Source organism: Persicirhabdus sediminis, assembly GCF_016595495.1.
Taxonomy (GTDB): domain Bacteria; phylum Verrucomicrobiota; class Verrucomicrobiia; order Verrucomicrobiales; family Akkermansiaceae; genus Persicirhabdus; species Persicirhabdus sediminis.
In genome coordinates this window covers 220,745-235,336 of the sequence record NZ_JAENIM010000009.1, presented here as the reverse complement: position 1 = coordinate 235,336, position 14,592 = coordinate 220,745, and the positions used below count along the sequence as shown (strand labels likewise).

Here is a 14,592-nt window from a genome sequence, read left to right as displayed (position 1 = left end):
GTTGAATCGATCAACTCAGCTAGGGTATATAAAAAATCAGTATGATTACTCCAGTATCACTTCCAGTGCAGAACAGCTATTGGGTTTATGAGGGGCGTCTGATGGCTGGAGAGTACCCAGCATCGGAGGATTCTGAGCAGACCGAAAAGACCATCGAAGGGCTTCTCAGCCTTGGCATCACATGTTTCATTAACTTGACCGAAGTAGATGACGGACTGCCTGAGTACGAGGAAGTGGTTAATCGCCTAAGTGGAGGAAAAGCTACCGTCGTACGTGTCGGCGTGCCTGATCACGATATTCCGTATTCTCCAGATGATACCAATGCTGTGATCAATCTCATCAACCTCGAAGTGCAAAATGGCGGTAAAGTCTACATGCATTGTTACGGTGGTGTGGGCAGAACCGGTATGATGGTCGGATGCTGGCTGGCGCGTGAAGCCGGATCTGGCGTGGCTGGATTAGCCAAACTGCGTGAAGTGTGGAAATTGAATCCAAAATCAAAATTCCGCCAAAGCCCAGACGTGCCTCAGCAGGCTCAGTATATCGCAGAGTGGACATAATTTGACCATTCACTAAGAATCATCGATGCGTTGGCTATGCTGCCAGCGCATTTTTTTTGATCAAGCATTGCCCAATGGCGCTAGTTGGGCCATTTTCTCACTAAATATGACGCTCGAAGATCTAGGTTGGAATCAGGCATTTGCTAAAGAGTTTGCCCAGTACGCAAAAAAAGGCTGGGTGCCAGCTCGTCTCATTCGTGATAACAAAATCACCTATGGCGCATTGATGGTTGATGAAGAGGGGGACTTCCTCGAACGTGAAGTCGTCATGGGCGGGAAAGTTTACCACGATGCCGCTTGTGATGCAGACCTGCCAGCTGTGGGCGATTGGGTCGCTCTCGACCTAGGTGGCGGAGATCTAGATACCATCATCCGTGCGCGCATGAGCCGTCAAACCTGCTTCTCACGCAAAGTCCCTGGGAAATCCAGCGAAGAGCAAGTGATGGCAGCTAACGTCAACGTTGTTGTTGTCGTCACCGATGCTGGGCCAGATTTTAATCCGCGTCGTATGGAGCGCTATTTCATGCTCATCAAACGTAGCTGCGCCAAAGCTGTTGTGCTGGTCAATAAATGCGACCTCTTTCCAGCTGAGCAAAACGAAGCAGCTGCTGAGGCCATTCGCGCCTTGTCCAGCGACGTCGATGTGCACATCACCAGCGCTGCCGAAGCGCAAGGGCTCGAAGTGATCAAATCCTATCTCAAAACGGGCATCTCTATCACCCTCGTCGGCTCCAGCGGCGTAGGAAAATCCACCCTCGTAAACCAGCTGATGGGCGAAGAATGGCAGTGGACCAGCGAGGTGAACGAAGTCACCGGAAAAGGACGCCACACCACCACCGCGCGCGAACTCATCCCGCTAGATGACGGCGGCATTTTGATCGATAACCCAGGCATCCGCGAAGTGCAGATGTGGACGAACGAGGAAACATTGCGTGAGAGCTTTGCCGACATCGAAGAGATGGCTGGCCAATGCAAATATCACGACTGCAAACACGGCAATGACGCCGGCTGTGCCATCCGCGCCGCCGTTGAATCCGGAGCGCTACCTACTGATAGGTACGAAAGCTACCTCAAGCTCGACGAAGAAATTGCCAAACTGCAAAAGCGTCAGAAAAAACGCCAAATGAATGTAGAGCGCCGAAATAAACGCGACCACAAAGTGAAAGCTAGAAACCTAGCTGACCGCATCGAGTACGAAAAAGACCAGCGACCTAACCGTAGTAAGTAGGTTTTCTTCCCTGTAGGGACGCTTTTCTAGCAGTGTTCTGTAGTCGTTGGTTTCTGTCTCACAGAAAATCAGTTATCTGTTGGGTGGCTTGGAGGCTTTATCCTTGAGTCTAGCGGATTTTTTCATTAGTTGAAAGTATGCCTTTCACTAAATCTGCTCTGACGACTACATTATTTTTGTTAGTGGGCTTTATTCCTGTGCCAGCTGAAGAGGCTGAGAGTAATTCGGCGCCTGCTGCAGAAGTTGAGGTTAGTTATAACAAGGCCTTTGATCAGCTGCTGGAGTTAGGTTTCCCTTCATGTGAAGGCTTGCAGTTAGTAAAGGTTAGCTTGCCCGATGATTTAGCCTATGATGACAAGTATAGTATCGGCTACCTAGAGTGTTATTCATTTGATGAGAGCAAGTTATTTGACACCGAGTACGCGTGGTTAGTTAATGAAGAAGATGGCATAGGCACCATTCGTTATCGTGAGTTTTTCGAGTTAGATTTAAAAAGAAAGAAACAGCGCGGGGCCCTGATGAAGTTCCTCGTGGGCTCAGGCAATGACTCCGATGGGAATCATAAGCTAGCTGACTGGGAAAATGCTGAACCCGGTAAATTGGTTTCTTCCATGAGCAAGCAGCTGAAATCTTTAAAATCAAATAACCTATTTGTCGCGCGTACTTGGGAGTACAATGATAGTGGTGCGCAAATCTGTGCGCGCTGTCTGGCGATGGCGACAGCGATTTACAGCGCGGGGTATGAAAAGGAAGCTAACCAGTTAGCTTCGGCAATTTTTGCATTAGCTTCAATCAATGACAAAGTGATTGATGAATTGGTGAACATGTTAGCTGAAAGCCAATACTCTGAGAGCTATCAGAAATATTATGAAGATAACGATCTACTGGCATTTAGAAAATCAGTAGACCTGCTAGCCGAAACCTTTCCTCGTGGCTGGAAGAATTATTACGGAGCCCAGCTACTTTCAGCCAAAATTGGACTGGGCCTAGAATCTACGGAACGAAAAATCCCTGCACACGAAAAATTCTCAGCTGATCCTGAAGTGCTAGCCATCATTGACCAACTGCTAGCTAGGACTGATGATATTTCTTTGTCTGCTCCCACAGGCTGGATCTTACCGCAAGATCCAAATGCTAATGAGAACAGCCGTAACAGCTATGGGTATTCTTCCCGGCATAGCCAGCCACAAAAATGGGCCAGTGAAATCATTGCGAAACGCAGAAAAGCTCTAGAGACGCTGATCCTGCTAGTAGATGATCCTACGATTTTAAAAGCTCGGAAAGCTGCTGATCGATCTAATAGCTGGAGTCAAAGCTACTATGACGATGATATGCCAGCTGAAGACCTAGCCATGCAGCAATATGATGCCATGCTGCGCCCGCTGTCAGTGGGCGACGTCGCTCAATCATTAATCAAATCGGCGCTTCCGGTACAGTCTAGCAGGGGGGACGAAATTTCATCCTCAGCTCTCATTGCATATGCTGAGCAATGGTTAGATAGTAATCATAACCGCTCTGATAGTGAAATAGCGATTAGTTTCTTGCAGCAAGAAAACAGTGACTTTGTTCAAGCTGGATTAACGTATCTGTGCTCAGCGGAATACAATGAATCTCACGATAAAGCGATACAGCAGTATTTCCTGCTAGGCGAAAACATCGACCTAAATTTGATTCAAAAGTATGTGAGCTCGCGTAAGGCGAAAGCTAGCACTTTTGTCACTAAACTTGAAGCAGAGCTAAAATCTCGTGAATCTAGTGATGATAGAAGCTTTGAGTACAGGATGAAACAAAAAGGCGGTGTGGATAAATATATAGACGCCTTGAAATCACTGATGGTATCTAAACCTCCTGCTGAGATGTTAGCTGAGATTCAAGCGGGAAAAGTATCATTAGAAACCGGGATGAATCACTACTGGACGGCCATTGAGTCCGATAAATCTCAGTTCAATCAAGCTGAGTATTTGAAGTTTGTAGTCGGCTATCAAAGTGCTGAAGGCAAGATCGAATCGCTCGATGTCTTGATCGAAAAGTGCTTTAATTTGAATTTAATCTATAATCCTTACTCTGATGATCGTGAGCAAACGAAAAATAAGGAGTTAAGCGGAGAGGAGCGAGAATTGTGGAGATCGCTTATGAAATGCCATTCAACGCTAACTCCTTCAGAATTAGAGAAAATGAACGGTGTGCTTCATTTTGACACTTATGTAGCATGGTGTGTTCTTTGGTTTGTTGATGGTGACACAGCGCTAAGGATGATGTCTGTGGCGAATCTATCATCTGAGGAAGAGAGTAGATCAATGATTGTAGGCCACGCTAACCACCTGCTAGGAGACCGTGCAGACTCGCCAGTACCTGATCCCCCTGAAGAGGGATCTGATATTTACAATGAGGTAACGAGCGAAGTATCAACGATGAATGTTGATCAACTAATTACCTATATTAATACCGCAGAGCTAAGCCAGAAGATGGTTCTCGATGAGATCATGGCTGACGAGACTAAAAGGCCTGAAAGTCTATCTTCTATCAGTGAGTCCATCATCAAGCCTCATGCTCCCATATGGGGGAACTTTACCAGCGAAGACAAAAAGGATCTCGAGCGGCTTCTGGTAGGTAAAGTATTTGATCAGTCTGTGCTGAAGCAGATGCATCATTGGTTTTTTGAACGACGCGATCGTCTGCCTAATACTATATGTGTTTTCATGAAGGGGCACGGTCTGTTTGGTAGCTACACTGCTTACCTAATGCATGGGAAACAGGCTGAGGAGTATCTAGATTCTTTAGAGTTAGATATGTCTGATGTATCAGGTTTCAAGCAGGTGACTGCTGTTTCAGCAAGAGCGGGGGAGCAGTTATTCTTATCCGTTCCAGCTGGAGACGATGAGGCATACGATAAAAAACTAGCTGAAATGTTCGGCGATGCATCTGATGAAGCTAATGCTCAGGCTGGATCATTCTATATTGTCTACCAGATGAAGTCTGAAAACTTTGATCGCTCTAGTAAAGAGTAAGACGCTTGATTAGAATAGTGAAGTTTTTGCTGCCAATATCTATTAGTTAGTGTTAGTAGAAGTGTGAAATTTGATAGAGTGATGAGTGAAGATATTAGAGCTGAAGAGCAGTGGAGCGAGATCCAAGATTCTGTAAAAAAAATCCGCCAGCAGACTGGCCGAGTGATTGTCGGCCAGAATGATGTCGTCGAAGAACTAATGGTTTCTTTACTGTGCCGTGGGCATTGCCTACTTACTGGGGTGCCTGGATTGGCTAAAACATTGTTAGTTTCTACCCTCGGTAAAGTACTGGGGCTAAAGTTTCAACGTATCCAGTTCACTCCAGATTTGATGCCAACAGATATTGTTGGGTCTGAAATTTTACAAACATCCAGTGATGGGGCTCGTAACTTCGAGTACGTACCGGGACCAATATTTGCTAACCTCATTCTAGCTGATGAAATTAACCGTACCCCACCAAAAACTCAGGCCGCGCTGCTAGAAGCGATGCAAGAGAAGCAGGTGACCGTAGCTGGTAAGACTCGTCAACTATCAGAACCATTTATTGTTTTTGCCACGCAGAACCCAATCGAGCATGAAGGAACGTATCCTTTGCCTGAAGCGCAGCTCGATAGATTCTTCTACAATATCAAAATTGATTACCCATCAATGGCTGATGAAGAAGAAATCATTCGCCGTACGACTGGCCACCACTGTGATGAGGCTGAAGCTATATTAGATGCCGACGGTGTGAATAAGCTACAAGACGCCACTCTGGATATCCAGCTGCCTGATAGTGTGGTGAAATATATTCTTCAAACAGTACATGGGTCTCGTCCGCATACAGCAGGTGCTAACGAGTTTGTGAACCAGTATGTGGAATATGGAGCAGGCCCCCGTGCATCACAGTGTCTAGCTAGAGCTGCTAGAGCTCTGGCTTTGTTGCGAGGTGAGAGTGCAGCTTCTATTGATGAAGTTAAAGCAGTGGCTTTACCAGTATTGAGGCACCGTATTATTCCTAACTATAATGCAAGTGGTGAGGGAATCTTAGTCGAGACGATCATTGAAAAGCTGTTAAATCAGAACTAAAAACGTGGCTGCGACTAGATACAAATACATACGCCCCGAGGACATTCGCCAACTCAAGCATTACGAGTTCGGAGTGAAAGCCCTTGTTGAAGGGTATTTGTCTGGTCGTCACCGGTCTAAAGAACGGGGCGCTTCTATCGAGTTTCACGAATACCGACAGTATGTCCAAGGTGATGACCCTGCGCTGGTGGACTGGCGAGTATTTGCCCGTAGTGATAGACATTACCTTAAGACCTTTGAGCAAGAAACTAACATGGAATGCCACCTGTTTGTCGATAGCTCAGCTTCTATGGGCTATTGTGAAGAGGGGGATATCACTAAGCTGGAATACGCGTCGTTTTTTGCTGCTTGCCTAGCTTGGTTAGTGATTTCAAAAAATGATAAAGTATCGCTGCAGCTCTTTGATGAACAGATCAGGCTGTTTCTTGATGCCGGATCGACGAGGTCGCATCTACATCAGCTTTTAACGGCGTTAGAAAATAACAAACCTGGAGAGCGTACATCTCTAGCTACAGCTCTAGAAAGATCAGCGCCATTGATCAAACGCAAGGGGACATTAGTTATTTTGTCCGATTTTTTCGACGAACCAGAAGCTATTTTCAAAGCATTAAATCCGTATTTGCACCGCGGGTTTCGTGTGCATTTATTCCATGTGCTAGATCCCGCTGAACTCACGCTCCCTAAGCTTGGCTTGGCTCGTTTTAATGATCTTGAATCAGCTGAGCACCTTGTTGTGCATACTGATCAGTTAAGAGATCTCTGGCGGGATGAGATGCATGAGCATGTGCAGAAGTTACGCCGTCTATCTGCTAGGCGGAAGGTAGATTACGCATTGGTGAAAACAACTGACAATTGGTTCAACCTCTTTGATAGACTGGCATAGATATGCATCTCTTTTTCATAAATTCTGCATTATTTGGCATATTGCTGCTTGGGGTATTGCCTCTCCTAGTGCACATGTTTGCTAGGAATCGACCACCCCAATATGCATTTTCTAATGTCGATTTTTTACAGAAAATCCTCAAAAAAACCGCCCGCTTCAAGAAACCACAAGATTGGATTTTGTGGTTTCTGAGAACGCTAGCTCTACTAGCACTTCTATCAGCATTTCTTTTGCCGATGATCAGCATGAAGGACGAAGGTGTTGTTGCTGATCGGGTGAGCCGTGTATATTTGATAGACCGTAGTGCCTCTATGGCAGCTGAGCAGGGATCCTCGACTCGCTTCCAGCAGGCTTGTCAGCGAGTAGCTGAATTACTCCAAGCTGATGCCCCTGATCTAGCAAATGTGGTGTGGATTCAGGCGCAGGCTCAAAGCGTGTTCCCTCAGCTAGGGAAGAATCTAACTTATCTGGAAGAAAGTGTATTGCGAGCGGATGTCGCTTATGAGAATGGCGCGATTGGCTCAGCTGTTGAGTTGGCCATTAGACAGCTTGAAGGCTCGACGCATCGCAAAGAGATTGTATTACTTTCTGACTTTCAAGAATCTGCTTACTCTAACTTGGATATAAATTTGCCGGCTGGAATAGAACTGAAGAAGGTTCAAATTGGTTCTGGAGAAGTAGCTAATTTAGCCATCAGTAACGTTTATACCTCGGTAGCGAACCCTATGGTTGGACAGGAGTTAGCTGTAGTAGCAAAGGTCCATAATTATTCTAGCTCTCCTCGACGTACATCAGTGTTTGCCGATATGGGCGGTAATCGCCGCTCTCAGATGGTCGAACTGCCAGCCTGGGGCGAGGCCGAAATCAGGTTCCGTAGCAGTTTCCAGTCAGCTGAAAAAGTTCTCATAACTCTGAGTCTAGCTGAAGATGCCTATCCAGCGGATAACCAATGCTCTATTGTTGTGCCAGTTAGGCAGAGTATGCGAGTCGCTTTTATACACGCAGCTGAGCAGAGAGTTAATGGAGAGACGGTTGTGCCTAACGAGCTCGATGTTTGGCAGCGCTTGTTTAATTGCTTCGACTGGGTGGAGTGCGATTTTGTAGAACTTGATTCACTAACTAATTTTTCTGCCGCCACCACTTACGATTACATTTTTGTTAATCAGTGGAATGGCTCTGATAGTGAACTGATTAAACAATGGGCTCAGGAGGGCACAAGTTTGGTGGTAATGCCAGCTGGCGGGGTTCCTGCTGCACATTTACAGGCTATCATGAGTGCGGATAAACCTGCTGATCTAGCAGGCAGGACTTTATTACAAGGGAAGCCTAGGTCTATGTTAGGAAGTGAGTCTAGTAGGACGGCTGATGCATCGCAGTTCTGGACAGTTACAGCGTCAGCTAGATTAGCTAGCCAGGACGCTGGGCTATTTGCACTCTATGAGAGTGGAGATTTTGGTTCTGCTGTTTCAGGTAATGTCTATCAAAGAATCTCGCTACCGGCTGACTTAGGTGAAGATGTAAATCACTTATTAGAATACTCGGATGGCAAAGCCGCAATGTTGAGCTCCTCTGCACATGGTGCGCCAGTTGTACTCTGGGGAGTCATGGTGGGCTTAGAGAGTTCTAGCTGGGCGGAGTCATCAAGTATCGTTACTTTTGTTGGAGAATTCCTGAAACATCACCAGAGTGCTAGCAAGCTAGAGTTAAGCCAGTATCCAGCTGGTAGTTATTTAAGCTATAAGTTAGATGAACGCGTCGAGGCGTCATCAGTCACCTTAAAGAAGGATGGTAGTGAGTCAGTTCCTATAGCTCAGAAAATGAGCGAGCAAGGCGTCTTGATGCAGAGTAAAGATACACAAGCTGTTGGGGTTTATTTCTGGGTCTCAGGTAGTGAGACTGTTGATACTCAGGTCATCAATTTTCCATACTCAGAATCTAATTTGAAATTAATGGATGCTGAGCTTCTCACTGTTGGTGAGAGATTACATGTTGATGAGCTTATGCGTATGGCTTCGTTAGGTGATGGCGTGGAGCTCTGGCCATACCTCATCTTAATCTGCCTATTGTTGCTTATGATAGAAAACTTATTAGCGATGTACCGGCCACGTGGTATGAAAAAGGAGGTAATGCGATGAATTTTAATCCGGTATTTTCCTGGCCAGTAGTGATCATCATTAGCGTATTGCTAGGAGCTTTAAGTCTCATCATCACTTGGCAGTCTTGTTCTACGCTGAAGCGTAAACTTCGCTATGTCGTTAGTCTGCTAAGGTTAGCCGCTGTATTCTTGATTTTACTGTTGTTGTTTAATCCAGGTGACTGGAAGTCTGATACGAGTAATGATGAGAAACCATGGATCGTCATGCTTGATGGCTCTGAATCCATGACTGCTCTAGATGATGGTGAATCTCGATCTGATAGGGCTCTGTTGATAGATGGTCAAATTCAAGATCTAGCAAAAGAGTCAGGAGTTACTGTGAGAAGATTCCAGTTTGCGGATGAGCTCGTTGAACTATCAGATGGCGACAGTTACCAATTTGATGGACAATCTAGCGATATAGCAACGAGCTCTGACCGCTTGCTATCGCAGCTAGCTAGCCAAGGAGTGAACCCAGCTGGAGTTGTTGTATTAAGTGATGGACGTCAAACCTCTAGCGGAAAGTCTGAACAAGTTAGCCTGCGGGCGAAGTCTATGCAGGTGCCATTTCATACACTCACCATTGGAGGAGAGAAGATCTTCTCTGGCATAAGAGTCTCTACTCCACGCAAGTCATTGACTGCATTCCCTGGCCAAGCATTGACCTTGGCTGCTGTAGTTGAGTTATCTGAGGTGGAGTCACAGCGAATTGAGCTGGCTCTCAAAAATGCTCAAGGTGAAGTCATTTCGCAAAAAGCTGTGCTGGTGCAGAATAATGAGAAACAAGTTGTTAGCTTTGCTATTAATGCTCCAGAAGAATCGACTCAGCTCAAGCTCGAAGTTGTTAGCCAGTCTGATAATATCAAGATAGACGGAGATGGAGCGGAATATAGAATCAAAGTACTTAACGATAAAGCACGAGTATTTATTGCTGAGGGAGCTCCGTATTGGGATAGCAAGTTCTTAGCACAAATGATGAGGCGTCAGGCGCACATGGAGCTTAGTTCGGTGCATCGTTTGAGTGCAGACCGCTGGTTTCAGGTAGACTCTTCGGAATCACTCCCTCATGAATCGTCAACGAGTGTTTTTCCCGATACGATTGAAAAACTCATGCAATACGACCTCATCGTATTCGGAAAAAATTGTGAGCACTTTCTGAACGAGGAACGCATTAAAATTTTAAAAGTATTTGTGCGTGATTTGGGTGGAGCCGTTTTGTTTGCCCGGTCAAAACCATATACTGGAGAACTTACCACCCTAGAGGTATTAGAGCCAGTGCGCTGGGCTGATGGCTTACGTGAAGATTTCCATTTTCAACCAACTAACGAAGGCGCTATAGCTGGACTTTTTGGTGATGCTCTACCTGACAGTGACTCCGCGTTATGGTCTTCTTTGCCCTCGCTTAAGGATGCTCACCGAATAGAAGGTGTGAAGCCATTTACACGTGTGTTAGCCACTGGTAAAGCTAACGGCATAGGCGGGCAAAGTCATGAATTTCCCTTGCTGATGGTTCGGCGCTATGGGCAAGGCGTTAGTGGCTTGGTTAATGCTGACGGACTATGGAAGTGGGATTTTTACCCAGAGGCGAGAGATCTAGGCAATATGTATGAAGAGTTCTGGACTCAGCTGATCCACTGGATGTTATCTTATTCTGAGTTTTTGCCAGGACAAGATTACGCGCTGCATCTATCAGCTGATGAAATACGTCCTGCTGAACCAGTATTAATTCGTGCTGCATATAGGGGAGAGGGCGAAGTTGCTGCTCCAGAGGTAGTCGTACGCTCCGCAGCTCTTTCTCAAGAGTTAGTGATCGTTCCAGCTGAGGAGATCGACGATACAGGTCAGCTGAAATGGATTGCTTGTTATGAACCTGAAGTTCCAGGGAACTATCATTTCGAGCTGCGTGCTAGTAATGATAATAATCTTTCTCTTCCTGATGTTAGTTTGTTAGTTCTAGCCCCGCCAGCTGAGATGGATGAGCTAAGTGCTGACCCTTATTTTATGGAGACATTTGCCATGCAGACTGATGGACTCGTCCTAGAGGATGATTCATGGCTAGATGTGTTAAGTGAAAAAATGAGTGCCATTCAGCAGATAGACCGTGACGGTGTTGCTTATTGGCAGCCAAGTTGGGCTAAGTGGATGCTGGCAACATTGATTGCCTTATTACTGTCAGCCGAGTGGTGGGTTAGACGCAGAAATGGTTTAAGCTAAGCAATAATAGTAGAATGCAAAATAAAGATAACATGAGTGCAAGTAGCCAATTTCAGCAGTCCATGCGACGGCTCAAATTGTCATGGTGCCTAGGACGGTGTTGCATCGCTCTTTCTTGTCTGATGGTGGTTAGTTGTGTGCTGCTGTTGTCTCTATGTGCCTTAGATTATTATTTTATCTATACTAATGAAACTCGTTACTGGGTTAAGTTAGCATTCTTTGGTTTTTGTATCGTGGCTGCATGCCTTGCATTATGGTGTGCCTATCGCTTTAGTAATGGAAAGCTTTCTCATTTGGCCGATAGTTTATCAAATGATAAACGAGCTAGCATTTCAGGCGCTTATTCATTGAATGATTCTGGCAGTAGCGATTCTGATTCAATGGCTGAGTTTCATAAAGCGCGCTTGTATCAGAAGGCCAATGATTGCCTAGCCAGTATCAGTTTAAGTAAACGGACACCGTGGAATTTTCTACTGATTAGTTTGTTAGCTTCTGGAGTTTGTTTGCTATCAATTAATGTAATCAAGTGGACGAAATCCGAGCTGTTTGATGTTAGCTGGTGTAGGTTTTTCCAGCCGATGTCGGATATACCTCCATATAGTCCCTTGCGCTTCGAGATCGATCATAGCCAATTGGCTGTGGTTTACGGAGAGGACGCAGTGGTGCAGGTTCGTGTTGTCGGTGGTGAGTTAGAGTCACCGGTGCAATGTTTGGTTCGCGATAGGGAGCAAGGCCGCACTGAAAGCCTAGCTTGCTATAGTGAAGGAACTCAGTCATTTGCTAAGAAGTTTGAGAATACCCGCCAGCCTGTAGAGTTTGCATTTACCTGCGGTCGCGCTCGCAGTGATTGGTTTCAGCTAGATGTTTTGCTTCAGCCTCGTGTTGCCTCGGCTTCGGTCAAAATTTCATCACCTGAGTACACGGGCATGGCAATGGAGTCGTTCTCGCTGGATAGTAACGAGATTAGGGCTGCCGCTGGGTCTATTGTTGAGTTAGTTTTGCATAGCAACCGACCTCTTGGTGGGGGGCTATTAGAGGTGCGATCAAAAGATACTGACGGCAATGAACAAACTACTGAGGTCAGTGGTGAACTTGTTGGTCATAGCTCAGTTTGTTTTTCTTGGACTGCTCAGGAGTCATCTGATTTGGTGGCCCATATTCATGACGTTCGCTTTACCAAGGCTGCTAGCCCTTTTGCTATCAGCTTGAATGTTAAGAAGGACGAAGTGCCAACCATTAGTGTTAATTCACCACAGAGTCTTTTGTTAGCTACACCCAAGTCTAAGGTGCCATTCGAGCTGCGAGTGGAAGATGATTTTGGCATCAAGTCAGTCAAATTACAGAGAACTTTGCTGGGGTTCCGTGATCGGGGAAAATTGATTGCTGAAGGGCAATTTGGCAAAAGTTATCATTATGAAAACCAGCTAGACCTAGCTCAGTTAGGTGTAGAGGCAGAGCAAACATTAGAGTTCTATTTTGAGGCTCAAGATCATCACCCTAATAAGTTGGGAATTGGAGTTTCAGATCTTGTGAAGGTTGTGGTGATCAGTGAAGAAGAATACGCTGAGAGGATTAGAATGAAAACTCAGTTGGAAGAGTTTACCATTCGCTATCAGGCATTAGCTCACGCTATGAAACAGGCTCGGAATGCCATAGGTCAGTTGCATGAGGCGATAGACTCAGGTGATCCTGACAGCATTAAGAGTGCGCTCGAGCAGGCCAAAAAGCATCTAGCTGAATCAAAAGAATTGGCTAACAAGATCGGTGATGATTTCGAAGCCTTTGCTATGGAAAAGCGTTTACGTGATGTTGCCAGTGCTCTCGGCAAACAAGCTGACGAGGCACTGAAGCAGTTGAATCAATTTGGAGAAGGTAGTTCGCCAGCTGAAATGTCCAAGGGGCTTGATGAGTTAGGCTCAGGATTCAAAAAAATCGAGAAGAAGGTAGCGCAAGTTCGTCAAGATGCTGAGAAAGTAAAACAGCTTGGGGAGGTCATGAAGCAGTCGGCAGAATTTATGCGCATATATAAAGCGCAAGAGTCATTAGCTGAAAGAACACAGTTGATGGCAAAAGAGATAGCTATGGGCGAGATGACTAATGCTGGTAATCTAGCCAATTTAGGCCGTCTGCAGCAAAAGAATCGTCAGGCTCTAGCTGAAATGAAACGCGAGCTATTAAAGCATGCGGGCAATTTGGATGATGAATTCGCTCAAATGGCAGCGGACGTGCAGCAATTTATAGAGCTTTTGGACCGCCTCGATATTGATAATGCCATGAAGGCAGCTGAAACAGCTGCCGAAAAGGGACAGTCTATTGATGCTGCGGCGAACTCCATTCTAGCACTGTCTTTGATGGAGCAGCTTCTCCAACAGAAGAATAGTTTTTGCTCGATGTGCAAATCTAGAGCTCCGCGATTCACATTACCTCAAGATGTAGCAATGACGATGCAGCAAATGCTAGAAGCATTGATGTGTCAGAGCCAAAGGGGACAGGGAAATGGCAACTCCGGTGGGGCTGGAGGTGGCGGTGGTGGATCTGGCAGCGATGGTTATTCTGTGATGGGCAATAGCCTCTCAATTCCCATGTATGGGCCTGATCGCGCTATATTTTCGCCCCAGCAGTTCATGTCCGCTCATGGTGGTGCTGGAGGGAAAGGTGCCCTCGGGACTGATGGCGTGAAAGAAACTAACCGTATTGAGATAGAGCAAGCAAGCCAGCAAAGTCAAGCGGGCCCCGAATCAGAAAATGTTCCAGATCGATATAAAGATGCTGTGAAACGATATTTTGTTAATGATTAGTAGTTAGAAATTATTGAAGAATTATGAAAACTTTGAAATTAGTTAGTTTATTTATCCTCAGCTTAGCTTCGCCACTGGCTGCTAAAGAGGGGGCGGTGCAGTGTGGTAACCTTATCTATGCTGGAACTAAAACCTCACGCTGCTTTAGTGATGAGTTTCTCAGCACCGTACAGCAGCATACGAGCATTGCTACTGAGCGCCGTTTTAAGCCAGTGAAGCTATCGTCGGACGAGCTGTTTAAGTTTCCGTTTGTCATTCTTACAGGTGAAGATGACTTTGTTTTGACTAACAAAGAGCGGGTGAATTTGAAAAAATACCTAGAGAACGGTGGGTTTATGTTAGCATCGCCTGGGTGTTCAAATAAAGCGTGGGCAAGTTCATTTCAGCGAGAGATCAAAAGAGTATTTGGCAATGATTCACTGCAGGAGATCGCCAAAGATCACGCCTTATTTAATACCATATTCACGATCAAACAGCTCAAGTTGTCAAAGGGGGGAGAGGGTAAGCTCCACGGACTCAGCCATAATGGTAAGCTAGTTGTGGTATTCGCCTCCGACGGTTTGAATGATACCTCCAATACAGAAGGATGCTGTTGTTGAGGAGGGAACGAAATTTCTAACTCAGTTCGAGTTAACGCAAACATATTCGCCTACGCCTTACTTCACTAACGAAGATCAATTCTATGCTTTTATAAACACA

At 45.7% G+C, this 14,592-nt stretch carries 9 protein-coding genes; all 9 read left to right on the top strand.

Going from position 1 to position 14,592, the window contains the following annotated elements:
* The first annotated feature begins 41 nt into the window (after window positions 1-41).
* The 9 genes from JIN82_RS02160 (at window position 42) to JIN82_RS02120 (ending at window position 14,492) form a co-directional block, all read left to right on the top strand.
* Window positions 42-560 carry a protein-tyrosine phosphatase family protein gene (locus JIN82_RS02160; RefSeq protein ID WP_200309988.1) on the top strand — a complete coding sequence of 173 codons (519 nt, stop codon included), beginning with the start codon at window positions 42-44 and terminating at the stop codon, window positions 558-560.
* A gap of 106 nt (window positions 561-666) precedes the next feature.
* Window positions 667-1,788: a ribosome small subunit-dependent GTPase A gene (gene rsgA, locus JIN82_RS02155; RefSeq protein ID WP_200309987.1), complete on the top strand. Its 1,122-nt coding sequence runs from the start codon at window positions 667-669 to the stop codon at window positions 1,786-1,788.
* 137 nt (window positions 1,789-1,925) lie between these two features.
* A complete protein-coding gene (locus tag JIN82_RS02150; protein WP_200309986.1) occupies window positions 1,926-4,796 on the top strand; it encodes a hypothetical protein in 2,871 nt (956 codons plus the stop codon).
* A gap of 81 nt (window positions 4,797-4,877) precedes the next feature.
* Window positions 4,878-5,864, top strand: a complete 987-nt coding sequence (locus tag JIN82_RS02145) for an AAA family ATPase (protein ID WP_200310023.1) — start codon at window positions 4,878-4,880, stop codon at window positions 5,862-5,864.
* Between the two features lie 4 nt (window positions 5,865-5,868).
* Entirely contained in the window at window positions 5,869-6,747 is an 879-nt protein-coding gene (locus JIN82_RS02140) for a DUF58 domain-containing protein (protein WP_200309985.1), read from the top strand.
* Between the two features lie 2 nt (window positions 6,748-6,749).
* Window positions 6,750-8,882, top strand: coding sequence for a vWA domain-containing protein (locus tag JIN82_RS02135; RefSeq protein ID WP_200309984.1), 2,133 nt, complete (start codon window positions 6,750-6,752; stop codon window positions 8,880-8,882).
* Complete coding sequence (locus JIN82_RS02130; RefSeq protein ID WP_234041707.1) at window positions 8,879-11,095, top strand: vWA domain-containing protein; 2,217 nt, start codon at window positions 8,879-8,881, stop codon at window positions 11,093-11,095. The genes JIN82_RS02135 and JIN82_RS02130 overlap by 4 nt, the downstream gene beginning before the upstream one ends.
* A gap of 578 nt (window positions 11,096-11,673) precedes the next feature.
* Window positions 11,674-13,893, top strand: a complete 2,220-nt coding sequence (locus JIN82_RS02125; RefSeq protein ID WP_200309982.1) for a hypothetical protein — start codon at window positions 11,674-11,676, stop codon at window positions 13,891-13,893.
* Window positions 13,894-13,916: 23 nt separating this feature from the next.
* On the top strand, window positions 13,917-14,492 hold the full coding sequence (locus JIN82_RS02120; protein WP_200309981.1) for a DUF4159 domain-containing protein: 576 nt from the start codon (window positions 13,917-13,919) through the stop codon (window positions 14,490-14,492).
* Window positions 14,493-14,592: the final 100 nt, after the last annotated feature.